Origin of the sequence: Pseudomonas sp. 2hn (assembly GCF_019646095.1) — a bacterium.
Taxonomy (GTDB): Bacteria; Pseudomonadota; Gammaproteobacteria; order Pseudomonadales; family Pseudomonadaceae; genus Aquipseudomonas; species Aquipseudomonas peradeniyensis.
Map to the genome: position 1 here is coordinate 105,003 of NZ_CP081016.1, position 22,640 is coordinate 127,642.

General features: G+C 64.5%; 25 protein-coding genes. 12 read left to right on the forward strand and 13 right to left on the reverse strand.

Annotated features, from left to right (window positions below; all coding sequences use genetic code 11):
* Positions 1–101 precede the first annotated feature (101 nt).
* On the forward strand, positions 102–743 hold the full coding sequence (locus K2O50_RS00480; RefSeq protein WP_050703180.1) for a hypothetical protein: 642 nt from the start codon (positions 102–104) through the stop codon (positions 741–743).
* Positions 744–879: 136 nt separating this feature from the next.
* Here K2O50_RS00480 and K2O50_RS00485 read toward each other — a convergent pair whose 3' ends face one another.
* From K2O50_RS00485 to prlC, 5 genes are all read right to left on the reverse strand, one after another.
* Entirely contained in the window at positions 880–2,415 is a 1,536-nt protein-coding gene (locus K2O50_RS00485) for a SulP family inorganic anion transporter (protein WP_276554470.1), read from the reverse strand.
* A gap of 188 nt (positions 2,416–2,603) precedes the next feature.
* Positions 2,604–3,323 (reverse strand): carbonic anhydrase, encoded by a 720-nt coding sequence (locus K2O50_RS00490; RefSeq protein ID WP_050703179.1) that lies wholly within the window; start codon positions 3,321–3,323, stop codon positions 2,604–2,606.
* A 297-nt stretch (positions 3,324–3,620) separates the two neighbouring features.
* A complete protein-coding gene (locus tag K2O50_RS00495; protein WP_276554471.1) occupies positions 3,621–4,676 on the reverse strand; it encodes a PA0069 family radical SAM protein in 1,056 nt (351 codons plus the stop codon).
* Positions 4,677–4,787: 111 nt separating this feature from the next.
* A complete protein-coding gene (locus K2O50_RS00500) occupies positions 4,788–4,997 on the reverse strand; it encodes a YheV family putative metal-binding protein (RefSeq protein ID WP_225933342.1) in 210 nt (69 codons plus the stop codon).
* 68 nt (positions 4,998–5,065) lie between these two features.
* Positions 5,066–7,150 (reverse strand): oligopeptidase A, encoded by a 2,085-nt coding sequence (gene prlC, locus K2O50_RS00505; protein WP_082337594.1) that lies wholly within the window; start codon positions 7,148–7,150, stop codon positions 5,066–5,068.
* Positions 7,151–7,216: 66 nt separating this feature from the next.
* Between prlC and K2O50_RS00510 the strand changes: the two genes are divergently transcribed.
* Positions 7,217–7,765 carry a gamma carbonic anhydrase family protein gene (locus tag K2O50_RS00510; protein WP_050703175.1) on the forward strand — a complete coding sequence of 183 codons (549 nt, stop codon included), beginning with the start codon at positions 7,217–7,219 and terminating at the stop codon, positions 7,763–7,765.
* 103 nt (positions 7,766–7,868) lie between these two features.
* Positions 7,869–8,516, forward strand: coding sequence for an HAD family hydrolase (locus K2O50_RS00515; RefSeq protein WP_050703174.1), 648 nt, complete (start codon positions 7,869–7,871; stop codon positions 8,514–8,516).
* Positions 8,517–8,610: 94 nt separating this feature from the next.
* Here K2O50_RS00515 and K2O50_RS00520 read toward each other — a convergent pair whose 3' ends face one another.
* Entirely contained in the window at positions 8,611–9,702 is a 1,092-nt protein-coding gene (locus K2O50_RS00520; protein WP_050703173.1) for an aminopeptidase, read from the reverse strand.
* 88 nt (positions 9,703–9,790) lie between these two features.
* On the opposite strand from K2O50_RS00520, the gene K2O50_RS00525 reads away from it, so the two are divergent.
* Positions 9,791–10,210, forward strand: coding sequence for a hypothetical protein (locus K2O50_RS00525; RefSeq protein ID WP_050703172.1), 420 nt, complete (start codon positions 9,791–9,793; stop codon positions 10,208–10,210).
* A 55-nt stretch (positions 10,211–10,265) separates the two neighbouring features.
* Positions 10,266–10,679 carry a hypothetical protein gene (locus K2O50_RS00530; RefSeq protein ID WP_028688711.1) on the forward strand — a complete coding sequence of 138 codons (414 nt, stop codon included), beginning with the start codon at positions 10,266–10,268 and terminating at the stop codon, positions 10,677–10,679.
* Between the two features lie 149 nt (positions 10,680–10,828).
* Here K2O50_RS00530 and K2O50_RS00535 read toward each other — a convergent pair whose 3' ends face one another.
* Together K2O50_RS00535 and K2O50_RS00540 are read right to left on the reverse strand one after the other, a co-directional pair.
* A complete protein-coding gene (locus K2O50_RS00535) occupies positions 10,829–11,062 on the reverse strand; it encodes a DUF1161 domain-containing protein (RefSeq protein ID WP_050703171.1) in 234 nt (77 codons plus the stop codon).
* Between the two features lie 75 nt (positions 11,063–11,137).
* Positions 11,138–11,563, reverse strand: coding sequence for an OsmC family protein (locus K2O50_RS00540; protein WP_050703170.1), 426 nt, complete (start codon positions 11,561–11,563; stop codon positions 11,138–11,140).
* A 152-nt stretch (positions 11,564–11,715) separates the two neighbouring features.
* Between K2O50_RS00540 and K2O50_RS00545 the strand changes: the two genes are divergently transcribed.
* Positions 11,716–12,720, forward strand: a complete 1,005-nt coding sequence (locus K2O50_RS00545) for an LLM class flavin-dependent oxidoreductase (protein WP_050703169.1) — start codon at positions 11,716–11,718, stop codon at positions 12,718–12,720.
* 75 nt (positions 12,721–12,795) lie between these two features.
* Here K2O50_RS00545 and K2O50_RS00550 read toward each other — a convergent pair whose 3' ends face one another.
* Together K2O50_RS00550 and K2O50_RS00555 are read right to left on the reverse strand one after the other, a co-directional pair.
* Positions 12,796–13,017: a DUF1161 domain-containing protein gene (locus K2O50_RS00550; protein ID WP_050703168.1), complete on the reverse strand. Its 222-nt coding sequence runs from the start codon at positions 13,015–13,017 to the stop codon at positions 12,796–12,798.
* Between the two features lie 102 nt (positions 13,018–13,119).
* Positions 13,120–13,335, reverse strand: a complete 216-nt coding sequence (locus tag K2O50_RS00555; protein WP_011531496.1) for a dodecin — start codon at positions 13,333–13,335, stop codon at positions 13,120–13,122.
* Positions 13,336–13,485: 150 nt separating this feature from the next.
* Between K2O50_RS00555 and K2O50_RS00560 the strand changes: the two genes are divergently transcribed.
* Complete coding sequence (locus tag K2O50_RS00560; protein WP_050703167.1) at positions 13,486–13,809, forward strand: YqjD family protein; 324 nt, start codon at positions 13,486–13,488, stop codon at positions 13,807–13,809.
* Here the strand turns inward: K2O50_RS00560 and K2O50_RS00565 are convergent.
* A complete protein-coding gene (locus tag K2O50_RS00565; RefSeq protein WP_050703166.1) occupies positions 13,806–14,702 on the reverse strand; it encodes a LysR family transcriptional regulator in 897 nt (298 codons plus the stop codon). The two genes, K2O50_RS00560 and K2O50_RS00565, sit on opposite strands and share 4 nt — an antisense overlap.
* Before the next feature lie 110 nt (positions 14,703–14,812).
* On the opposite strand from K2O50_RS00565, the gene trpB reads away from it, so the two are divergent.
* Positions 14,813–16,030, forward strand: a complete 1,218-nt coding sequence (gene trpB / locus K2O50_RS00570) for a tryptophan synthase subunit beta (protein WP_011531493.1) — start codon at positions 14,813–14,815, stop codon at positions 16,028–16,030.
* A complete protein-coding gene (gene trpA, locus K2O50_RS00575) occupies positions 16,027–16,836 on the forward strand; it encodes a tryptophan synthase subunit alpha (RefSeq protein WP_050703165.1) in 810 nt (269 codons plus the stop codon). Before trpB ends, trpA begins: the two co-directional genes overlap by 4 nt.
* 73 nt (positions 16,837–16,909) lie before the next feature.
* On the opposite strand, the gene K2O50_RS00580 is transcribed toward trpA, so the two are convergent.
* Complete coding sequence (locus tag K2O50_RS00580) at positions 16,910–17,242, reverse strand: DOPA 4,5-dioxygenase family protein (protein ID WP_028688720.1); 333 nt, start codon at positions 17,240–17,242, stop codon at positions 16,910–16,912.
* A 159-nt stretch (positions 17,243–17,401) separates the two neighbouring features.
* A complete protein-coding gene (locus K2O50_RS00585) occupies positions 17,402–18,301 on the reverse strand; it encodes a choline sulfate utilization transcriptional regulator (RefSeq protein WP_050703208.1) in 900 nt (299 codons plus the stop codon).
* 109 nt (positions 18,302–18,410) lie between these two features.
* On the opposite strand from K2O50_RS00585, the gene betC reads away from it, so the two are divergent.
* The 3 genes from betC to K2O50_RS00600 all read left to right on the forward strand — a co-directional run bounded on the left by betC (position 18,411) and on the right by K2O50_RS00600 (position 22,581).
* Complete coding sequence (gene betC, locus K2O50_RS00590) at positions 18,411–19,928, forward strand: choline-sulfatase (protein WP_050703164.1); 1,518 nt, start codon at positions 18,411–18,413, stop codon at positions 19,926–19,928.
* A 14-nt stretch (positions 19,929–19,942) separates the two neighbouring features.
* Positions 19,943–20,866: a choline ABC transporter substrate-binding protein gene (gene choX, locus K2O50_RS00595; protein ID WP_050703163.1), complete on the forward strand. Its 924-nt coding sequence runs from the start codon at positions 19,943–19,945 to the stop codon at positions 20,864–20,866.
* 149 nt (positions 20,867–21,015) lie between these two features.
* Entirely contained in the window at positions 21,016–22,581 is a 1,566-nt protein-coding gene (locus K2O50_RS00600; RefSeq protein WP_050703162.1) for a SulP family inorganic anion transporter, read from the forward strand.
* The last annotated feature ends 59 nt before the right edge of the window (positions 22,582–22,640 follow it).

Sequence of the window (22,640 nt, forward strand, 5' to 3'; positions counted from 1 at the left end):
CCTACACGTATCTCAGCGATATAACAAATGCGTCTTAGCGATTCTCGTAAGCAAGCTAACTTAGTGTCTTCCGTTTGTAACGCCTTGTCCCTGGAGTTGTCATGAACATCGCTGCTGTACGCGAGCAGATCGAAAATGCCCATCAACATGAGCGCCGCACAGGCCAACTGAAAGCCCGCCTCGAACTGCAACTGCCACACCTGCATCCATCGATCCAACTACCCCAGCAGGATGCCCAGGGTACCTTGGCGCGCTTTGTCGGCGCCTACATCAACGAGGTTCCGGAACTGCTCGAGGCCGCGCACAACGTGGCGCTCGAAGCCGGCATCGAGACGCAGATCAAGCCGGTACTGAAGATTGCCGAGGCCTACTTCCTGCAACCGCCGAGCGTGATGGCGGGGCAGGTCGGGCTGGATTGCCTGCTGGACGAGGCCTACCTGGCGCATCGCCTGGTCGAGGAGGTCAACGACCTGTATATCCGCCATTTCCAGCAGCCGCTGATCCCGGTGGATACCACGGTCGCCAACCTGATCGCCCATCAGCTGATCGGCGAGACGTTTGCCAACCAGCTGGATGAGGTGGTGCACCATTCGGTGGATGAGATGCTTGATGACGAGAGTTTCGCCGCCGAGTCGGTGGAAGCCTACCGCGACAAGCTGTCGAGCCCGGCAACTGGTGCTGCGTGGAAGCGCTGGCCGTGCCTGTCGCGCCAGCTTGGGGTCGAGCTGGGCCAATCGGCCTGAGTAACATTCGAAATCGCCGGGGCTGCTGCGCAGCCCTTTCGCGGCACAAGGCCGCTCCTACAAGAAATCGCGTTCCCTTGTAGGAGCGGCCTTGTGCCGCGAAAGGGCCGCAAAGCGGCCTCAGCGATCTCCCAGGCTAAGCCCCAACCCCTGCCGTAGTCCGCAACCGTCCCTCGACCCGCCGCTTCAAACGCCGCTGCTCCAGCACCAACCGCGAGCCCTTGGCCGCGCCACTGCGTCCCCAATCCTCCAGAAGTTCCAGGCAGGAATGGTCGATATAGCTCAGGTTGCCCAACGGCACATGCAACGTGGTCCCCTCCGGCACCGTATCCAGCACCTGGGTCAACGCCGGTACCTTGAGAAAGGTCGCCGCACCGCTCAGGCGCAACTCCATGTGCCCCGGCGTACCCAACGCCACCAGGTTGATCTTCAACCGCGCCGCCTTCAGCGCCAGCTTCAGCAGGGTCAGGGCAAAGCCCAGCAATACGCCGGTCAACAGGTCGGTGAAGATGATCGCCAATGCAGTCGCCGCATAGGTGAACATCGGCATCCGCCCATAACGGCCCAGCCCACGGAACGCCTTGAAGTCCACCAGCTTGACCCCGGTATAGACCAACACCCCGGCCAGGCTGGCCACTGGGATCTGCTGCAGCACGCTGCTCAGCGCCACCACGAAGGCCAGCAGCCAGAGCCCATGGAATATCGCCGAGGCCCGGGTCTGCGCGCCGGCCTGGACGTTGGCCGAACTGCGCACGATCACCCCGGTCATCGGCAGCGCACCGAGCACCCCGCAGAGCATGTTGCCGATGCCCTGCGCCGACAGCTCACGGTCGAAGTCCGAACGCTGGCCGCTGTGCATGCGGTCGACGGCGGCGGCGGACAGCAAGGTTTCGGCACTGGCGATGAAGGCCAGGGCGAAAGCCGCCACCAGCAGGGTCGGGTCGGCCAACTTGAGCAGGTCATCCGGACGCAGCCAGTCGATGGCTTCGGACAGATCGGCCGGCACCTGAACGCGGTTGACCGGCAGCGCCAACCACAGGCTGACAGCGGTCATCGCCGCCACCCCGAGCAGGGCTCCGGGAATGAAGCGCAGGCGTTGCGGGCGCAGACGCTCCCAGCCCCACATGATGGCGATCGTGCCCAGCCCTAGCGCGCCGGCCTGCCAGCCGTTGCCCGCGCTTTCCAGCGGCAGGGCCGAAGCCAGCGTCGCCGGGAAGCCCAGCAGGTTGTCCACGCCCGAAGGCTGTGGCGCCGTGTCGAACATCACATGCACCTGGGACAGCACGATCAGCACGCCGATCCCGGCGAGCATGCCGTACACCACCGCCGGCGCCGTGACCCGGAACCAACAGCCCAGGCGCAGGCGCCCGGCCAGCAGTTGCAGCAGACCGGCCAGCAACAGGATCGGCCCGAGCATGGCCATGCCATGCTGGCGCACCAGCTCGAACACCAGCACCGCCAGCCCCGCCGCCGGGCCGCTGACCTGCAAAGGCGAGCCGGCGAGAAAACCCACCACGATACCGCCGATGATGCCGGTGATCAGTCCTTTGGCCGGCGGCATGCCCGAGGCAATGGCAATGCCCATGCACAACGGCAGGGCGACCAGGAAGACCACCACCGAAGCCAGCAGCTCGCGCGGCAGGGCCGCCTTTATCTGTGTCATGTTCACCATGTAGCTCCTTTGTCGATTCACGGCCATTCCGCTGGCCGCTAGCACGGGGAACCCTGAATGACGCGCAGGCGCGGGCCGCCAGCGGGTCTGCCGGCAAGGCATTCAGGGAGATTCAAGGCAGGCGAAGGCCGCGCCGCACCCATCGGGTGCAGCCGGCAATCAAGGCTTGTTCAGCGTGTTCGGGTCGCTTAGTAGCGGCCTCTCGGTGTGGCAGAGGGGATCGGCTGACCTGCGGTCAGCGGCAGGAAGCGATCGCTGGCGGCATCGTAGGCTTCGATCTGGCTGGTCTCGATGTCATACAGCCAGCCATGGATGTGCAACTGGCCCGCAGCCAGGCGCGAGGCCACCGATGGGTGGGTGCGCAGGTGGTGCAGCTGGGCGATGACGTTTTCCTTGGTCACCAACTGCATGCTTTCGTGCGGGGTGTCGCAGGAGCAATTGTCTTCGACCACGGTACGCGCCACCTCGGCGTGGCGCAGCCAGGCCGCGACAGTCGGCATCTTGTCCAACGAATGCGGGTTGAGCACCGCGCGCATGGCGCCGCAGTCGGAGTGGCCGCAGACGATGATGTGATGCACGCCCAGGGCCAGCACCGCATATTCGATGGCGCTCGACACACCGCCGTTCATCTGGCCATACGGCGGCACGACGTTGCCGACGTTACGGGTGACGAACAGGTCGCCCGGCGAACTCTGGGTGATCAGTTCAGGCACGATGCGCGAGTCGGCGCAGGTGATGAACATGGCGCGCGGCTTCTGCGCGGTGGCCAGTTTCTTGAACAGCTCTTGCTGCTCGGGGAAGACTTCGGTGTGGAACCGCAGGAAGCCGTCGACGATATGCTTGAGGGCGGCATCGGCGCTTTCGGCGGGTGCGGCCGGGACAACCTTGGATGGGTCCTTGACGGGCATGATTCATCCTCTTGACGGTTTGAAAGTGAATTCCATGTTACCGGGGAAAGATTGGGGTGACGCGGGGATTTAGATGACGCGCACGGGTAAATAATCACAGTCACTGCTGACTCATGACTCACGCTAGCGTAGGAAACTTAACTGAAACTTAATTGCGCAGGCTCTAGAACGGGCGTTCTAGATGGGCGAGGGGAGTGCTGGATAATAGCAAAAAAGCATCAGATGCCAAGCTTCATGAGTGAAATTGTTGGGTTGTCTTAGTTGTACTTATAGCTCCTGATCCGAGAGATTACGCTGCTAGAACAACGCCATCTGTGCGCCCGGGACGCTGAAGGCGGTGCAATCGAGCTGCAGTTCCTCACGCCCCTCGAACCCCAGCCGCCTGGCTGCCTTGCGAAAGCGCTGGGCCAACAGCTCGGCGAACACTCCCTCGCCGCGCATCCGGGCGCCGAAACGGCTGTCATACAACTCACCCCCCCGGCTCTGGCGGATCAGGCTCAGCACATGCGCGGCCCGCTGCGGGTAGTGATCCTGCAGCCATTGCTCGAACAACGGCGCCACCTCCAGCGGCAGGCGCAGCATCATGTATGCCGCGCTCTGTGCGCCGGCCTCCTTCGCCGCCTCCAGCAGGTGCTCCAGCTCGCTGTCGTTGATCATCGGGATCATCGGCGAACACAGCACGCCCACCGGAACGCCGGCCTCGCGCAGCACGCGGATCGCCCGCAAACGCGCCTTGGGGGCGGCCGCGCGGGGTTCGAGGGTGCGCTTTAACTCATCGTCGAGGGTGGTGAGGCTGATCATTACCCGCACCAGGCGCTGGCTGGCCAGTTCGCTGATCAGATCAAGGTCGCGCAGTATCAGCGAGCCCTTGGTGACGATGGTCACCGGGTGGCGGTAGCGCAGCAGCACTTCGAGCAGGCGTCGGGTGAGCTGGTGCTCACGCTCGATGGGTTGGTAGGGGTCGGTGTTGGAACCCAGGTTGATTGGCGCACAGACGTAACCGGGCTTGCTCAATTGCTGTTCAAGTACCTCGGCGGCATTGGTCTTGGCGATCAGCCTGGTTTCGAAATCGAGACCGGGAGAGAGGTCCCAGTAGGCGTGGCTGGGGCGGGCATAGCAGTAGATGCAGCCGTGTTCGCAACCGCGGTAGGGGTTGATGGAGCGGTCGAAGGGCAGGTCGGGGGAGGTGTTGCGGGCGATGATGGTCTTGGCCGTCTCGATCCGCACCTCGGTGCCCTGGGTGAGTGGGACTTCCTGGTACCAGCCATCGTCCTCGACCACTGAAACGCTCGGGGCGAAGCGGTTGTGGGGGTTGTCGGCGGTGCCGCGGCCACGAATGGGGGCTGGTTTCATGATGAGAACCCGGATTACTGTATTTATATACAGTAATCCGGGTTCGACTGGATAGCTACAACCGATTATCGCGGGGCAAGCCCGCTCCCACGCATGCCGCGTGATCCACCTTCAATCCTGCGGCTTCTTCAGCTTCGGATTGGGGAAGAACTGCACGGTCTGCACCTTGGCCGGCGCCGCCTTGGGCGCCAGGTGGTTGACCCGTGTGCCTAGCTCCGAGGGTACCGACAGGCCCTGTTCGTTCAGGGTGTCGGTGAACCCGCAGGCCACGCACTCGCGGTGCGGCACGCCGTCCTCGTTCCACATCATCAGCTTGTCCATCTCGCTGCACGCCGGGCATACCGCCCCGGCGATGAAACGTCGCTTGCTCTTGCTCACGGCTACCTCACTCACGCCGCGTCCTCGGTGAGGCCGCTGTGGCGCAACAGTGCATCGATGGAAGGCTCACGGCCGCGGAAGTCGACGAACAGCACCATCGGCTCGCGGGAGCCGCCACGGGCCAGGATGGCTTCGCGGAAGGCACGGCCGGTCTCGGCGTTCAACACACCTTCTTCCTCGAAGCGCGAGAAGGCATCGGCCGACAGCACTTCGGCCCACTTGTAGCTGTAGTAACCCGCCGCGTAGCCGCCGGCGAAGATGTGCGCGAAGCTGTTGGGGAAGCGGTTGTAGGCCGGCGGACGCATCACCGAGACCTCGTCGCGCACGCCTTCGAGCACCTGCAGCACGCCGCGGCCGTCGCCGTGGGTGGCGTGCAGCTCGAAGTCGAACAGCGAGAACTCCAGCTGGCGCACCATCATCATGCCGGACTGGAAGTTCTTCGCCGCCAGCATCTTGTCCAGCAGGTCTTGCGGCAGCGGCTCGCCGGTCTCGTAGTGGCCGGAAATCAGCGCCAGGCCCTCGGGCTCCCAGCACCAGTTTTCCATGAACTGGCTGGGCAGCTCCACCGCGTCCCAGGCCACGCCGTTGATGCCGGACACGCCGGCATGCTCGATGCGGGTCAGCAGGTGGTGCAGGCCATGGCCGAACTCGTGGAACAGGGTGGTGACTTCGTCGTGGGTCAGCAGCGCAGGCTTGCCGGGCGTGGCCGGGGTGAAGTTGCACACCAGGTTGGCCACCGGGCTCTGCAGCGAGCCTGCTGCGGTGCGGCGGTGATCGCGGGCACCGTCCATCCAGGCGCCGCCACGCTTGTTGGCGCGGGCATAGAGGTCGAAGAAGAAGCGGCCGACGTGCTGGCCGTTTTCCTTGATCTCGAACAGGCGCACGTCCGGGTGCCAGCTGTCGAAGCCCTTGAGCTCGGCGATCTCGATGCCGTACAGGCGCTGGACGATGGCGAACAGGCCGGACAGTACCTTGTCGATCGGGAAATAGGCGCGCAGGGCTTCCTGCGACACACTGTAGCGCTGTTCGCGCAGCTTCTCGCCGAAGTAGCCGGCGTCCCAGCTGGCCAGCTCCGGGGTGCCCTGCTCGGCGGCATAAGCTTTAAGCTGCTCCAGATCCTGGGCGGCGAACGGCTTGGAACGCTTGGCCAGGTCACGCAGGAAGCTCAGCACCTGGTCGCTGGACTCGGCCATCTTGGTGGCCAGGCTCAGCTCGGCGAAGTTCGGGTAGCCCAGCAGCTCGGCGAGCTCCTGGCGCAGGTCGAGGATTTCTTCCATCACCGGGCCGTTGTCGAACTGGCCGGCGTTCGGGCCCTGGTCGGAGGCGCGGGTGCAGTAGGCGGCGTACAGCTCTTCGCGCAGGGCGCGGTCGTCGGCGTAGGTCATCACCGCGTAGTAGCTGGGGAATTCCAGGGTGATCAGCCAGCCGTCGAGGCCCTTGGCCTGGGCGGCGGCGGCCATCTGCGCCTTGGCCGAATCGGTCAGGCCGGCGAGGGCGGCCTCGTCGGTGACGTGCTTGGTCCAGGCCTGGGTGGCGTCGAGCAACTGGTTGGAGAAGCGGCTGCCCAGCTCGCTGAGCTTGCTCTGCACTTCGGCGTAGCGCTGCTGCTTGTCGGTCGGCAGGTCGATGCCCGACAGGCGGAAGTCGCGCAGGGCGTGGTCGATGATGGTCTTTTGCGCCACGTCGAAGCCGGCGGCTTCGGGGCTGGCGGCCAGGGCTTCATAGGCTTCGAACAGGGCACGGTTCTGGCCCAGTTCGGTGGAATAGGCGCTCAGGGCCGGCAGGCATGACTCGTAGGCCTCGCGCAGTTCCTGGCTGTTGCACACCGCATTGAGGTGGCTGACCGGGCTCCAGGCGGCGCCCAGGCGGTCGTTGAGTTCGTCCATCGCCAGCACCAGGCCGGCCCAGGTCGGGTTCTTGCCCTGCTTTTCGAGGATCTCGGCGATGGCCTTGCGGTTGTCGGCGAGGATCTGCTCGATCGCCGGCAGCACATGCTCGGCGCGGATTGCCGAGAAGGGCGGCAGATCATGGGACTGCAGCAGCGGGTTGTTCGCACTCACGGTTCGGGTACCTTGGCAGGAGAAACACGGGACCATCTTAATTACAATCGACGCCGACCGCAGCAGGCAGCCTGCCTATCGGCATTGCAGAGGAACACTATCATGGCCCTCCGGACCTTCCAGCAACACACGCCGAAAGTGGGAGCACGGGCCTTCGTCGACCGCTCGGCGGTGGTCATCGGCGACGTCGAGATCGGCGAGGACAGCTCGATCTGGCCGCTGACCGTGGTGCGCGGCGACATGCACCGCATCCGCATCGGCGCGCGCACCAGCGTGCAGGACGGCAGCGTGCTGCACATCACCCACGCCGGGCCATTCAACCCCGACGGTTTTCCGCTGATCATCGGTGACGAGGTGACCATCGGTCACAAAGTCATGCTGCATGGCTGTACCCTGGGCAACCGCATCCTGGTCGGCATGGGCAGCACCATCATGGACGGCGCCATCGTCGAGGACGAGGTGATCATCGGCGCCGGCAGCCTGGTGCCGCCGGGCAAGCGCCTGATCAGCGGCTACCTGTACATGGGCAGCCCGGTGAAACAGGTGCGCCTGCTGAGCGAGCAGGAACACGCGTTCTTCCCCTACAGCGCCGGCAACTACGTGAAGCTCAAGGACCAGCACCTGGCCGAAGGCTACGACCAACCGGAATGACCCCATCGCGGGGCAAGCCCGCTCCCACGATCCTTGCATGGCCTGCGTGGGAGCGGGCTTGCCCCGCGAGGGCGTCCTGACGAACACCAGAGTGGACAGCCCCATGCACCAACAGAACATCCTCTTCGACCTCGACGGCACCCTGACCGACCCGCGCTCAGGGATCACCCGCTCGATCCAGTACGCCCTGGCCAAGCTGGGCATCGACGAGCCGGACCTGACCCGCCTCGAGCACTTCATCGGCCCACCCCTGTTGCAGGCCTTCATGCAGTTCTATGGCTTCGACGAGGCCAAGGCCTGGGACGCGGTGAACTTCTACCGCGAGCGCTTCAAGGTCACCGGGTTGTACGAGAACCTGGTGTTCGACGGCGTGCCGCAGTTGCTGCAGGCGCTCAACGGCCAGGGCCGCACCCTGTATATCGCCACTTCCAAGCCGTGGGTGTATGCCCGCGAGATCGCCCGGCATTTCGAGTTCGACCAGCACTTCAAGGTGATCTACGGCAGCGAGCTGGACGGCACCCGCACCAACAAGGTCGAGCTGATTCGCCACCTGCTGGACGAAGAAGGGCTGGACCCGGCGCAGACCTTGATGATCGGCGACCGCAAGCATGACCTGATCGGTGCGCGCAGCAATGGGTTACAGGCCGTGGCGGTGGGCTATGGGTTCGGTAGCCGGGAAGAACTGGAAGCCGAGTCGCCAGCATTCCATTTCGAGACCCTGGCCGAGATGCACCAGGCGTTCGCTCGCTGATTCAAACCTCATCGCGGGGCAAGCCCGCTCCCACGCTGTGGCATGCCCTCAAGAGTTGGCTTGGTGTCCAACTGCTTTGGGAGCAGTCCACGTATCAGGTCGTGGGAGCGGGCTTGCCCCGCGATGAGGCCAGCTCTGCCAACGCCAATTTGCGCTGCTCGATCGGCAGCCTCCCAAGCGCCTCCACCCGTTGATAAAAACGCAGCCAATCCCCACCAACATCCTTGAACAACTGCGAAAACGCCGGAACCCACTGGTCATAAAGCCCAAAAGGCAGCAGCTTGGCATTGTTCAACGGCGCAAAGACCCAGGCATCGAACCGCCGATCCCCGCTCCAGTCCCGATCCCGCACCTCACGGTACTCCCGGCGCAACCGCTCGAACTCGGCCTGCTTGGCCGCCCGTTTGCCCGCCTCATCCAGCGGCCCGGCATAGATCGCCTGCAACCGCTCGCGACTGGCCAGCACCAAGCGGGTGAACTGCTCGCGCTGCCTGGCGCCAGCATCCTCGATGGCTGCCAACCCACGCGCGGCACGCCATTGCCGGGTGCCCTCCTGTTCGACGAACGAGGCGAACGACTCGTTGAACTCGGTATCGTCCTGCACGTAGAAGCGCTGGTGTGCCAGCTCATGAAAGATCACCGTGGCCAGGCGCTCATCGCCCCAGCCGGCCATGGTCGACAGGATCGGATCGTCGAACCAGCCCAGGGTGGAATAAGCCTCCACACCTCCCACATAGACATCCAGGCCTTCCTGGCGCATCAACGCCGCCGCGCCGCGGGCCGCGCCCTGTCGGTAATAGCCGCGGTAGGCCACGCAGCCGGCGATGGGGAAGCAATGGGTCACCGGTTGCAACGACAATTCAGGGGTCGCGAATACATTCCACACCACATACGGTCGACCCAGGTCGGCGTAGACCCGGTAACTGCCGTTGTCCGGCAACTTCAATTGCGTGCTGGCGAACGCCCGGGCCTTTTCGGCGAACAACAGGCGCTGGCGCAACGCCGGGCTGGTGGCCGGATCCCCGATCACCCGGTCCAGCGGCTGGCGTGCCCGCAACAGCTGCCACTGGCCCTCGGCCAACTGGCCGTAATACCCCACGCTGGAGCAACCGCTCAGCAGGACGCCCAGTGCCACGGGAACCAACCGGGTGAAAACGCGGTCGAGAACCCGACGGCTGCAGCGCATGAAAAGAAAAAGTCCAAACATCGAGGCTGTCTATCTCGCTCGTCGGCCGAATGCGACCAAGACTATCTCGCCAAGGGGAAGCTCCGCCATGCGTACTCTGCTGTTTGCCGCCGGCACGCTCGTGCTGTTGTCCGGTTGTGCCTCCTTCCTGCCCCACGCCGACCCAAACCAGGCCTGGATCGACCTGGCCCCCGGAGACAACGACTCGCTGCACGCCCTGCAGGTCGATGAGCGCGACTGGGCCGACACCCGCTATTTCCAGGTGCAGCCCGGCAATCACGAGCTGACCGTGCGCTACCAGTTCGCCGTGACGCCCAGCAATATCGGCCCGGTGGACGAGCCGCTGTGGCGCGACTGCCAGCTCAATCTCAGCTACAAGGACTTCTCCGCCGGGCAACGCTACCAGATGCAGGCGGGCAGCATCGGTTTCCGCCCCTGGATCAAGCTCTACGACCAGCAGCAGAAACTGATCGGCCAGGGTGAGCCGGCAGGCTGCCAGCGCACCTGAACCCCGCGAACGGCGCTATGCTTGTAACCTGTGAACCGCGAGCGGGAGTTTCACCATGCGCCAGCCCATGATGCTGATGGCCCTCAGTGCACTGGGGGCGTGCGCCAGCCCCTTGCCGCCCGTAGACCCAGGCAAGGCCTGGGTCGATCTCTACACCATCACCCCCGGCAGAACCATCATGGCTGACCGTCTGGACGGCCAGCGCCTGGACGACGGCCGCTACTTCCAGGTGACGCCCGGCAAGCATGAGCTGGTGGTGCGCTTCGACTACGAGATCTATTCCGGCGGCTTCAGCACCGACCCCACCGAGCGAACCTGCTACCTCACCGTGCGCTACAACGACTTCAAGGCCGGCCAGCGTTATCGCCTGGAGGCGCGGGCCCCGGCGATGCAGCCGCAGGTGCTGCTGTATGACGCCAACCGCAAGGTGGTGGTCAACGAGCCGAGCAACGTGACCTGCATTCCCTAGGACTCACAGCCATTCGCCTGTAGGAGCGGCCTTGTGTCGCGATGGGGCTGCGCAGCAGCCCCGGCGATTTTTGTTTGATGCTGAAATCCTGGGGCCGCTACGCGCCCCATCGCGGCACAAGGCCGCTCCTACAGAGGTGGAGGCCGACCTTACCGATCGTTCTTCTGGTAGATGATCTTCTTCGTGCCGCCCTCGCAGCTGCCAACGATCATGTTCGGATCACTGACCTCGGCATTGGGCACGATCTCAAGCGTGTAGGAGGAAACCTTGTTCGCCTGAATCTTCGCTTCGATCTCGGCTTTCAGTTCCTCGCACGGCTTGGGCGCGGCCAGTGCGGCCGAGGCCAGCAGGGAAACCAGCACACCAAATGCAACGCGGATCATGGAACGGCTCCTGAGACAGGGCAGACAAGCTGCCAACGCTGTTTAGACTACAGGAAACCGCCGCCGTTGCGACGCCTAGGAAAGCAGTGTGGCATCCAGGCTGATGGTTGCGTTCAGCACCTTGGACACCGGACAGCCGGCTTTGGCCTTGTTGGCGATCTCCTGGAACTGTGTCTCGCTGGCCCCAGGCACGGTGGCCTTGAGGGTCAGGTGAACGGCGGTGATGGCAAAGCCATCGGCCTGCTTGTCCAGGCTCACCTCGGCGTGAGTGTCGATCCGCTCAGGCGTGAATCCCGCCTCGCCCAACATCATCGACAATGCCATGGAGAAGCAGCCGGCATGGGCAGCGCCGATCAGTTCCTCCGGGTTGGTCCCAGGCATGCCTTCGAAACGGGTGTTGAAGCCGTAGGGCGCCTGCTTGAGCGCGCCGCTTTCAGTGGAGATCTGGCCCTTGCCATCCTTCAGGCCACCTTGCCAGACCGCCGATGCTGTCTTCTTCATGCTGCCTCCTGTCACAGGGTTGGGGTGTCTAAGGTTCTGAGGACCAAGCCCACGCCAAGTTCAGATCAATCCACAGGACGGCATTGAATCCAGCGAATATGCCCATACAGAGTCCAGAAGGCCATGGCCAATCACCTGAAGCGGAGGCTCCAATGACGCACCTGCGAGACCTGAAGATTTCCACCCTCGACCTGGTGCCCGTGCGCGCCGATGGCGGCCCGGCGCAATCGCTGCGCAACTCGCTGGACCTGGCCCGACACGTCGAGCGCTTCGGCTATAACCGCTTCTGGGTCGCCGAACACCACAACATGGACGGCATCGCCAGTTCGGCCACCGCCGTGCTGATCGGCTACCTGGCCGGTGGCACCTCGAGCATCCGCATCGGCTCCGGCGGGGTGATGCTGCCCAACCATGCGCCGCTGGTGATCGCCGAACAGTTCGGTACCCTGGCCAGCCTGTACCCGGGGCGTATCGACCTGGGCCTGGGCCGCGCCCCGGGTTCCGACCAGATGACCGCCCGCGCCCTGCGCCGTGAACGCTCCGGCAGTGCCGACGACTTCCCCGATGATGTCGAGGAACTGTCGCGTTACCTTGGCCCGCGTACAGATGATCAAAAAGTGATCGCCGTGCCCGGCCATGACACCGAGGTGCCGATGTGGCTGCTCGGCTCCAGCCTGTTCAGCGCCCAGCTGGCCGGCATGCGCGGCATGCCCTATGCCTTCGCCTCGCACTTCGCGCCACGCTACATGCACGAGGCGATCCGCATCTACCGCGACCATTTCAAGCCGTCCACCACGCTGGACAAGCCTTACGTGATGCTCGGCATCCCGATGGTGGTGGCCGAGACCGACGAAAAGGCCGAGTACCTGGCGACGTCGGTGTACCAGCGCATCCTCGCGCTGATCCGTGGCCAGAGCCTGATGCAGCGCCCACCGGTCGAGAGCATGAATGGACTATGGCTGCCCCATGAGCGCGATGCAGTGAGCAGCTTCCTGGGCCTGGCGATGATCGGTAGCCCGCAGAAGGTGCGGGCGAAGGTGGAGGTACTGCTGGAGCAGACCGGGGCGGATGAGCTGATCTTCACCAGCGATCTGTACGAGCATGCCGACCGGATCAGGTCCTATGAGCTGATGGCGCAGGCCTTGAAGACCGGTTAAAGGTCATCGCGGGGCAAGCCCGCTCCTACAGGGTACGCTCTGTGGGAGCGGGCTTGCCCCGCGATGGAGCCACAATCAGTCACGGCTATAGGCAATTACCTTGGTCCCACCCTCGCAGGTACCCACCACCTTGTCGGCAGGATCACCCTTGGGGGCGATCGTAAGCTTGTAACCCTTCACCCCCTTGGCATCGAGCTTCGCCGCAATCTCCGCCTTGAGCTCCTCGCACGGCTTGCCTGCCGCCAGCGCGCCACCGGCCAACGCCATCAGCCCCATGGCCAGAATCAACTTCTTCATCGATCGCTTTCCTTGTACAGATCAAAGACGAAAAGGGCGCGAAGCTCGCGCCCTGCAACCTTATTACCCGATCAGGCCGGGCAAGCCTAGCCCAGCTTCGTTTCAGCTGTTGGCGATGCGGAAGCCCACCTTCAGCGTCACCTGGAAGTGCGCGGCCTTGTTGTCGCGGATATGCCCGCGGGTATCGACCACCTCGAACCATTCCAGGTGCTTGATGCTCTTGCCGGCCTCGGCCAGGGCATTGTTGATCGCTTCTTCGATGCTGGTGGGGGAGGATCCGACCAGCTCGATCTTCTTGTAGGTGTGATGATCCGACATGAGTGCTCTCCTTGGTTGGGTAGTCCGTTGAGCCTAGCAGCGCAAGCCCGGTTTACCTGCGAGCGATCGCCGCAGGAGAAAGTTCGACTGCACTTTCCCAGCGCCGCGCAGTCGCACTTCTTACAGCCCATACCGCGAAGGAGAGTCACTATGCCCCGCAATTCCCTGCGCCAAGCCTCCCTGGAAAGCATGGAAGCCGAGATCGAGAGCCTGCTCAAGACGCTTGAGCACCTCAAGCACGATGCCTCGGAGGAATCCCACAAGACCATGAAGGCGCTGCGCGGCAATGCCGAGAACGCCCTCAAACATTCGCGCAGCCTGCTCAGCGATGCCTATGAGGAGGTGAAAACCCGTACCCGCCAGACCGGCGTCGCCACCCGTGACTACGCCCAGGAACATCCCTGGACCACTGCGGGTGTGGCAGTCGGCGCCCTCGGCCTGCTGGCCGCCTACCTGATGTGCCGGCGCAGCTAGCCCGCCTGCTGCTGCAGCTCCCGGCGCAGCCATTGCGCCAGCTGCTCGGCGCGCCCGTGCTCGGCGCGCCGGGGCACCCACAGGGCCAACGCGGCGCGGGTCGGGGAGAAGCCCCATGGCGCAGCCAGCCGCCCGGCCTTCAGGTCGTCCGCCACCAGCGGTTGTGGCGCGATGGCCACGCCAAGGCCGGCCACCGCCGCTTCCAACAGGTAATACAAATGCTCGAATGCCTGGCCGTAACTCAACGCACCAGGCTCGATGCCATGCTGCTGCGCCCAGGTCGGCCAGGCCTGTGGCCGCGAGGTCGTGTGCAACACTGCCTCTCGTTGCAAAGCCACGGCTGGCGCGGCTTTCAAACGATCGAAGCCTTCGAAGTGCGGGCTCATCACCGGACCGATCCGCTCTTGGGCGAGCACATGCACCTGCATGTCTGCCGGCCAAGGCGGTTCGGCATAGACCAGCAGGGCATCCAGCCCCGGGCGGCGGGGATCGAGATCGCCTTCGCCAGCGGACAAGTGCAGGCGCAGTTCCGGCAGGTCGGCCTTCAAGCGCCCCAGGCGCGGGATGAACCAGCGCGCCAGCAGGCTGCCGGAACAGCCGAGCACGAAGGGCGCTTCGTCGGCATCGCGGGAAAGCTCGGCGCAGACACTGCGCAAGCGGTCGAACGCCTCGAAGCTGGCATCACGCAGGCGCACCCCGGCATCTGTGAGTTTGACGCCACGCCCGTCCTTGGCGAACAGGGCCACGCCCAGATGCTCCTCGAGCACCTTGATCTGTCGACTGACGGCGCCATGGGTAACGTGAAGTGCCTCGGCAGCCTGGCTGACACTGTTCAACCGGGCGGTCGCCTCGAAGGCCCGCAGGGCGTTGAGGGGGGGAAGGTCCTGGGCCATTTTACTTGTGAGTTTTCCTGACAGGTTTGCGCAATCTTATCGGTTTTCAGCCGGCCGCGTCGTGGTTAGAGTAAAGCCCATCACTCATCCATTACGCCCTGGAGCGCCCCATGACCCAGACCCAATACCGCGCCGGCCCCGATGCCAACGGCCTGTTCGGCTCGTTCGGCGGCCGCTACGTGGCCGAAACCCTGATGCCCCTGGTGCTGGACCTGGCCCGTGAATACGAAGCCGCCAAGGCCGACCCCAAGTTCCTCGAAGAACTGGCCTACTTCCAGCGCGACTACATCGGCCGCCCCAACCCGCTGTACTTCGCCGAGCGCCTGACCGAGCACTGCGGCGGCGCGAAGATTTTCTTCAAGCGTGAAGAGCTCAACCACACCGGCGCGCACAAGGTGAACAACTGCATCGGCCAGGTGCTGCTGGCCAAGCGCATGGGCAAGAAACGTCTGATCGCCGAGACCGGCGCCGGCATGCACGGCGTGGCCACCGCCACCGTCGCCGCGCGCTTCGGCCTGCCTTGCGTGATCTACATGGGCGCCACCGACATCGAGCGCCAACAGGCCAACGTGTTCCGCATGAAGCTGCTGGGCGCCGAGATCGTCCCGGTGACCGCCGGCACCGGCACCCTCAAGGACGCCATGAACGAGGCCCTGCGCGACTGGGTCACCAACGTCGAGGACACCTTCTACCTGATCGGCACCGTGGCAGGCCCGCACCCGTACCCGGCGATGGTCCGCGACTTCCAGTCGATCATCGGCAAGGAAACCCGTGCCCAGCTGCAGGAGAAGGAAGGGCGCCTGCCCGACAGCCTGATCGCCTGTGTCGGCGGCGGCTCCAACGCCATGGGCCTGTTCCACGACTTCCTCGATGATGCCAGCGTACAGATCATCGGCGTCGAAGCCGGCGGCCACGGCGTGCACACCGACAAGCACGCGGCCAGCCTCAACGGCGGCGTACCGGGCGTGCTGCACGGCAACCGCACCTACCTGCTGCAGGACGACGACGGCCAGATCACCGACGCCCACTCGATCTCAGCAGGCCTGGACTACCCCGGCATCGGCCCGGAGCACGCCTACCTGCACGAAGTGAAGCGCGTAGAGTACGTCAGTATCACCGACGACGAGGCCCTGGACGCCTTCCACGCCACCTGCCGCCTGGAGGGCATCATCCCGGCGCTGGAAAGCTCCCACGCCCTGGCCGAGGCGATCAAGCGCGCGCCGAAACTGCCCAAGGACCACCTGATGGTGATCTGCCTGTCCGGTCGCGGCGACAAGGACATGCAAACCGTGATGAACCACATGGCCGCCCAGGAGAAACAGGCATGAGCCGTCTCGAACAACGCTTCGCCGAACTCAAGGCCGAAGGCCGTTCCGCCCTGGTCACCTTCGTCACCGCCGGCGACCCGGGCTACGATGCCTCGCTGCGGATCCTCAAGGGCCTGCCGGCCGCCGGTGCCGACGTGATCGAACTGGGCATGCCCTTCACCGACCCGATGGCCGACGGCGTGGCCATCCAGCTCGCCACCCTGCGCGCCCTGGAAGCCGGCCAGACACTGGCCAAGACCTTGCAGATGGTTCGCGAATTCCGTGTGGATAACCAGACCACGCCTATCGTGCTGATGGGGTATTACAACCCGATCCACCGTTTCGGCGTCGAGCAGTTCGTCGCCGAGGCGAAAGAGGCGGGCGTCGATGGTCTGATCATCGTCGACCTGCCACCGGAACACGACGCCGAGCTGGCCACGCCAGCCCAGGCCGCGGGCATCGACTTCATCCGCCTGACCACCCCGACCACTGATGATGCGCGCCTGCCGCGCGTGCTGGAGCGCAGCTCCGGGTTCGTCTACTACGTGTCGGTTGCAGGTGTGACCGGTGCGGGTTCGGCAACCACCGAGCATGTGACCGAGGCCATTGCCCGCCTGCGTCGGCATACCGATCTGCCGATCAGCGTTGGCTTTGGTATCCGCACGCCTGAACAGGCCGCCGCCATTGCCCGTCTGGCTGATGGCGTGGTGGTCGGTTCGGCGCTGGTCGACAAGATCGCCCAGGCCAAGGATGCCGGCCAGGCAGTGCAGGATGTGCTGAGCCTGTGCTCGGCGCTGGCCGAAGGCGTGCGCGCCGCCCGCAATTGATGTTCTGGTAGCGGGCTTGCCCCGCGATGGCGGCAGTGAAGCCATCGCGGGCAAAGCCCGCTACCACGTTGCATCAAGCACCAAAGATCGACAGATCCAACGGCCTGATCGCCCCCATCCAGATCGCATGATCGCGATGATCCGCCAGTTCATCGCCGGTTTCCGGATGTAAAAACACCACCAGCCCCTTGCGATACAGCGCCAGCCACGGCAAAACCACACCCACCACCTCCGGCCCGAAGGCCAGCTGACAGCTCCAGTCCGGGTGCGGCCCAACCGGTTTCTGGTGCATGCGTCCCATGGTCACGGGAAACAGCCGCGTTGCTTCCTCGCACAGCTCACGGGCCTGTTCCATGGTCGATGCGTCGTAGTACACGTGGGCGTGATAGCCCTTGATCCTTTGCACGGTGGCTCCTGATGGCGTTGAAAGCATGCCTGGAAGTCTACGCCATCTCTGTAGGAGCGGCCTTGTGCCGCGAAAGGGCTGCGAAGCAGCCCCGGCAATGTTGCAGGAATGCTGAAACCTGGGGCCGCTTCGCGCCCCTTTCGCGGCACAAGGCCGCTCCTACAGGACGGGCTCCCGCTCCAGCCAATCCACAAACCGCTGGATCAACGCCCCGCGCCGTTTGCGCGGCGGCAGCACCACGTAATACCCGCGCTCCGATCGCAAACTGCCTTCCATGGGCCGACACAACAACCCTTGCTCGACCAGCCCGTCCACCAGATGCGCCCAGCCGATCGCCACGCCCTGGCCAGCAATCGCCGCCTGAATCAGCAGGGTGTAGTTGTCGAACCGCAGTTGACCGGACGGAGGAGGGCTGTCCACGCCAAGACCACGAAACACCCCCGCCCAATCGAACCAGCGACTGGCCTGCTCGCCCTTCAGGTGCAACAACGGCAATCGTTGCAAAGCCTCGGCTGACAAGGGTTTGCCATGAGTCAGCCGTGGGCTGCAGACCGGGAAGACCTCCTCGTCGAACAACCAGCGACTCTCGCCCTGATGGAAACGCCCATCACCAAACAGCACCGCCACATCGATGTCCGGGCGCAGCATCCCCTGGCTGCGCTCGCCGGTCACCAGGCTCACGTCCACCTGTGGATAAGCGTCGTGGAAACGCTGCAAGCGCGGCATCAGCCAGAACGCCGCAAAGGCGAAGTCCGTAGCCACCTGCAGCACCTCGCGCTGGCCGCGCCCACTGGCTTGGGCGACGCCATCGTCCATCGCCTGCAAGCCCTGGTGCACCTGTTCGAACAATAGCAACCCCGCCTCGGTCAACTCGATGCCCCGGTAGATCCGGTCGAACAACCGCGTGCCCAACTGCGCCTCCAGGCGCTTCATCTGCTGGCTGACCGCCGGCTGGGTGGTGCCCAGCTCCACGGCCGCAGCCGTGAAGCTACGCAAGCGCGCGGCGGACTCGAACACACGCAATGCGTCCAGAGACAGGTCGGCAAGGTGTTCAAACATAAGCATGGCTAATCCGAGTCATTGCCCGACGTGGGCTTTACCCACCTTATCCACAGGACCATGCTGGATTGCAAGCGTTCACCATAACTCTCGACGATGGAAGGGCACCATGAAGCAACCCAATATCCTGTTCATCATGGCCGACCAGATGGCCGCGCCGCTGTTGCCGATCTACAGCCCGTCGCCGATCAAGATGCCCAACCTGGCGCGCCTCGCCGAGCAGGCCGTGGTGTTCGACTCCGCCTATTGCAACAGCCCGCTGTGCGCGCCCTCGCGCTTCACCCTGGTCAGCGGCCAGCTGCCCAGCCGCATCGGCGCCTACGACAACGCCGCCGACTTCCCCGCCGACATTCCGACCTACGCCCACTACCTGCGCCGCCTCGGCTACCGCACCGCGCTGTCGGGCAAGATGCATTTCTGCGGCCCGGACCAGCTGCACGGCTACGAAGAACGCCTGACCAGCGACATCTACCCGGCCGACTATGGCTGGGCGGTGAACTGGGACGCGCCTGACGAGCGCCCGAGCTGGTACCACAACATGTCCTCGGTGCTGCAGGCCGGACCGTGCGTGCGCACCAACCAGCTGGATTTCGACGAGGAGGTGGTGTTCAAGGCACGCCAGTACCTCTACGACCATGTACGCGAAGACCATGGCCGGCCGTTCTGCCTGACCGTGTCGATGACCCACCCGCACGATCCGTACACCATCCCCAAACGCTACTGGGATCTCTACGAGGCGGTGGATATCCCGCTGCCCCGCGACACGATCGCCCAGAGCCAGCAAGACCCGCACTCGCAACGCCTGCTCAAGGTCTACGACCTGTGGGACAAGCCGCTGCCCGTAGACAAGATCCGCGATGCCCGCCGCGCCTACTTCGGTGCCTGCAGCTACATCGACGACAATATCGGCCTGCTTGTGCAGACGCTGGAAGACTGCGGCCTGGCCGACGACACCCTGATCGTCTTCTCCGGCGACCACGGCGACATGCTTGGCGAGCGGGGGCTCTGGTACAAGATGCATTGGTTCGAGATGTCGGCGCGGGTACCGCTGCTGATCCACGCGCCCAGGCACTTCGATCCTGCGCGCATCAGCGCCAGCGTTTCCACCTGCGACCTGCTGCCGACGCTTGTCGAACTGGCCGGCGGCGCTGTGGATAAAAGCCTGCACCTGGACGGTCGCTCACTGCTCGGCCATCTGCAAGGGCAGGGCGGTCATGACGAGGTGATCGGCGAATACATGGCCGAAGGTACCGTCGGCCCGCTGATGATGATCCGCCGCGGCGCGTACAAGTTCGTGTACAGCGAGGACGACCCCTGTTTACTCTACGACCTGAGCCGCGACCCGCACGAGCGGGAGAACCTCACCGGCAGCCCCGACCACCAGGCGCTGCTGCAGGCATTTGTCGATGAAGCGAAGCTGCGCTGGGATATCCCCAGCCTGCGCCAGCAGGTGCTGGCCAGCCAGCGCCGCCGCCGTCTGGTGGCCGAGGCGCTGTCCATCGGCACGCTGAAAAGCTGGGACCACCAACCCCTGGTGGACGCCAGCCAACAGTACATGCGCAACCACATCGATCTCGACGACCTCGAGCGCAAGGCACGTTATCCACAGCCCGCCCCCCTGGATTGAGAAGAGAGGCCGCCATGCAGAAGTTCTCCACCGCCGTGCTCGCCCTGGCCCTGAGCCTGGGCACGGCCCACGCCGCCGACGGCGACGCGCAATGCAGCACCGTGAAACTGGCCGACCCCGGCTGGAGCGATATCGCCAGCACCAACGCCGTCGCCCGCCTGCTTCTGGAAAGCCTGGGCTACCAGGTGAAGATCGACAGCCTGGCCGTGCCGATCATCTATGGTGGCCTGAAGGATGGCCGGGTGGATGCCTTCCTCGGCAACTGGATGCCGGCGCAGCAGGGCTTTCATGACAAGTTCATCGCCAATGGCGACGTGCAGCAGCTGGCGCGCAACCTGGAGGGCACCGAATTCACCCTGGCGGTGCCCGATTATGTGTGGGAGGCCGGCGTGAAGGACTTCGCCGACCTGCACAAGCACGCCGACAAGTTCGACAAGAAGCTCTACGGCATCGGCTCCGGCGCGCCGGCCAACCTGTCGCTGAAGGAGATCATCGACAAGAACGATTTCGCGCTTGGCCAGTGGAAGCTGGTCGAGTCCAGCGAGCAGGCGATGCTGGCCCAAGTGGATCGGGCGGTGAAGAAGCAGCAGTTCATCACCTTCCTGGGTTGGACCCCGCACCCGATGAACGTGAAGTTGAAGATGCATTACCTCACGGGTGGCGAAAAATGGTTTGGCAGCAAAGGCGATGTGTACACGCTGACCCGCAAGGGATATCCACAGGCGTGCCCGAATGCGGCGAAGTTGCTGGGCAACCTGACGTTCACGCTGGACATGGAGAACAGCATCATGGCCGAGGTTGTGGACAAGAAGGTGAGCTTTGATGAAGCGGCCAGGAGGTGGGTGAAGGCTCATCCACAGGTCCTGGATGCCTGGCTTGCAGGGGTGACCACCAAAGCTGGCGGGGATGCAGCAGAAACGGTCAAAGCCAAACTCTGATTTTTGTCTGTTAGGCTGCTGGGGCCGCTTTGCGGCCCTTTCGCGACACAAGGCCGCTCCTACAGGAGTTCGCGCTTTTCTGTAGGAGCGGCCTTGTGTCGCGAAACGAGGGCAACGCCCTCGCCTGCGATACTGAACAGGAATGACGCATGCCTCGTCTCCACCACCTGCTGCCCTTCCTCACCTGGCTCCCCCGCCAGTCAGGCCGTAGCCTGCGCCAGGACCTGCTGGTGGGCCTGAGCGGCGCCATCCTCGCCTTGCCGCAATCGATCGCCTACGCCCTGATCGCCGGCCTGCCCGCCGAGTACGGCCTGTACGCCGCCATCGTGCCGGTGCTGGTGGCCTGCCTGTGGGGCTCGTCCTGGCACCTGATCTGTGGCCCCACCGCCGCCATTTCCATCGTCCTCTATGCCAGCATCAGCCCGCTGGCCGTCGCCGGCAGCGACGACTACGTGACCCTGGTGCTGCTGCTGACCTTCCTCGGCGGCATCTTCCAACTCTTGCTGGGGCTGCTGCGCTTCGGCGCGCTGGTCAACTTCGTCTCCCATTCGGTGGTGCTGGGCTTCACCCTCGGTGCCGCCGCCGTCATCGCCCTGGGGCAATTTCCCAACCTGCTGGGCCTGGACCTGCCTAGCCAGGCCACGGCTCTGAAGACCGTGCAGGAACTCGCTGGGCATGTTGGCGAGGTGGACATGCCATCGCTGGTTCTGGGACTGAGCACCCTGGCGATTGGCGTGCTGTTGAAGCTGTGGCGTCCACGCTGGCCGGGCCTGTTGATAAGTCTGCTGCTGGTGAGCCTGGCGGCCTGGCTGTTGCCCAGCGTGTTCGGCCATGTGCCGCGCGTGCCCGCTTTCGTCGGCCAGTTGCCACCGCTCAGCCCACTGCCGTTACTCGATGTGGAACTTATCCTGCGCCTGCTGCCCAGTGCCGTGGCTGTCGGCATGCTCGGGCTGGTCACCAGCCTGTCCATCGCCCGTTCCCTGTCCGCACGTTCCGAGCAACTGATCGACGCCAACCAGGAGATCCGCGCCCAGGGCTTGTCGAACATCGTCGGGGCATTGTTCTCCGGCTACCTGTCCTCCGGCTCCTTTACCCGTTCCGGGCTCAGCTACGACGCAGGCGCCCGCTCGCCGTTGGCCGGGGTGTTCTCGGCGCTGTGGGTGGCGCTGTTCGCGGTGGCGGGGGCCGGGCTGATCGCTCATCTGCCGATCCCGGCGATGGCGGGCAGCATCCTGCTGATCTGCTGGGGGCTGGTGGACCATCACGGCATCCGCGCGCTGTTCCGGGTCAGCCGCTCGGAGTTCCTGGTGATGGCGCTGACCGCCGCCGCGACCCTGCTGCTGGAGCTGCAGACGGCGATCTACGCCGGGGTGCTGGCATCGCTGTTCTTCTACCTCAAGCGCACCTCGAGGCCGCGAGTACAGCAGAGCCGGGAAGGGGAGGCGGACGTGTTGCGGGTGGGCGGGTCGATCTTCTTCGGCGCGGCGCATTACCTGCAGCTGCGCTTGCAGCGCTGCCAGGGGCCGCATGTGGTGATCGATGCGCGACAGGTGAACTTCATCGATTATTCGGGTGTGGATATGTTGCACCGCGAAGCGCGGCGGTTGATGCGCAATGGCGGGAGCCTGACGTTGCAGCGGGCAAGGCCGCAGGTGATCGAGGAACTGCAGAAGCTGGAAGGCATGGCGAGTTGCCCGATTCGCTTCGAGGGCTGACGGTCAACTGGTATTTCTGTCAGTTGCGAACAGCGTGCAGGCGATGAAAGAGTAAACAA

Bases quoted from the DNA above. Each gene is read 5' to 3' on its own strand.
- K2O50_RS00550 (WP_050703168.1), bottom strand. From the start codon at position 13,017: ATGAAGAAGTTGATTCTGGCCATGGGGCTGATGGCGTTGGCCGGTGGC.
- K2O50_RS00525 (WP_050703172.1), top strand. From the start codon at position 9,791: ATGCGTACTCTGCTGTTTGCCGCCGGCACGCTCGTGCTGTTGTCCGGT.
- K2O50_RS00490 (WP_050703179.1), bottom strand. From the start codon at position 3,323: ATGCCCGTCAAGGACCCATCCAAGGTTGTCCCGGCCGCACCCGCCGAA.
- K2O50_RS00545 (WP_050703169.1), top strand. From the start codon at position 11,716: ATGACGCACCTGCGAGACCTGAAGATTTCCACCCTCGACCTGGTGCCC.
- prlC (WP_082337594.1), bottom strand. From the start codon at position 7,150: ATGGTCCCGTGTTTCTCCTGCCAAGGTACCCGAACCGTGAGTGCGAAC.
- K2O50_RS00535 (WP_050703171.1), bottom strand. From the start codon at position 11,062: ATGATCCGCGTTGCATTTGGTGTGCTGGTTTCCCTGCTGGCCTCGGCC.
- K2O50_RS00515 (WP_050703174.1), top strand. From the start codon at position 7,869: ATGCACCAACAGAACATCCTCTTCGACCTCGACGGCACCCTGACCGAC.
- K2O50_RS00565 (WP_050703166.1), bottom strand. From the start codon at position 14,702: ATGGCCCAGGACCTTCCCCCCCTCAACGCCCTGCGGGCCTTCGAGGCG.
- K2O50_RS00480 (WP_050703180.1), top strand. From the start codon at position 102: ATGAACATCGCTGCTGTACGCGAGCAGATCGAAAATGCCCATCAACAT.
- K2O50_RS00555 (WP_011531496.1), bottom strand. From the start codon at position 13,335: ATGTCGGATCATCACACCTACAAGAAGATCGAGCTGGTCGGATCCTCC.
- trpA (WP_050703165.1), top strand. From the start codon at position 16,027: ATGAGCCGTCTCGAACAACGCTTCGCCGAACTCAAGGCCGAAGGCCGT.
- K2O50_RS00495 (WP_276554471.1), bottom strand. From the start codon at position 4,676: ATGAAACCAGCCCCCATTCGTGGCCGCGGCACCGCCGACAACCCCCAC.
- choX (WP_050703163.1), top strand. From the start codon at position 19,943: ATGCAGAAGTTCTCCACCGCCGTGCTCGCCCTGGCCCTGAGCCTGGGC.
- K2O50_RS00510 (WP_050703175.1), top strand. From the start codon at position 7,217: ATGGCCCTCCGGACCTTCCAGCAACACACGCCGAAAGTGGGAGCACGG.
- K2O50_RS00520 (WP_050703173.1), bottom strand. From the start codon at position 9,702: ATGCGCTGCAGCCGTCGGGTTCTCGACCGCGTTTTCACCCGGTTGGTT.
- K2O50_RS00500 (WP_225933342.1), bottom strand. From the start codon at position 4,997: ATGGACAAGCTGATGATGTGGAACGAGGACGGCGTGCCGCACCGCGAG.
- betC (WP_050703164.1), top strand. From the start codon at position 18,411: ATGAAGCAACCCAATATCCTGTTCATCATGGCCGACCAGATGGCCGCG.
- K2O50_RS00560 (WP_050703167.1), top strand. From the start codon at position 13,486: ATGCCCCGCAATTCCCTGCGCCAAGCCTCCCTGGAAAGCATGGAAGCC.
- K2O50_RS00540 (WP_050703170.1), bottom strand. From the start codon at position 11,563: ATGAAGAAGACAGCATCGGCGGTCTGGCAAGGTGGCCTGAAGGATGGC.
- K2O50_RS00530 (WP_028688711.1), top strand. From the start codon at position 10,266: ATGCGCCAGCCCATGATGCTGATGGCCCTCAGTGCACTGGGGGCGTGC.
- K2O50_RS00585 (WP_050703208.1), bottom strand. From the start codon at position 18,301: ATGTTTGAACACCTTGCCGACCTGTCTCTGGACGCATTGCGTGTGTTC.
- K2O50_RS00600 (WP_050703162.1), top strand. From the start codon at position 21,016: ATGCCTCGTCTCCACCACCTGCTGCCCTTCCTCACCTGGCTCCCCCGC.
- trpB (WP_011531493.1), top strand. From the start codon at position 14,813: ATGACCCAGACCCAATACCGCGCCGGCCCCGATGCCAACGGCCTGTTC.
- K2O50_RS00485 (WP_276554470.1), bottom strand. From the start codon at position 2,415: ATGGTGAACATGACACAGATAAAGGCGGCCCTGCCGCGCGAGCTGCTG.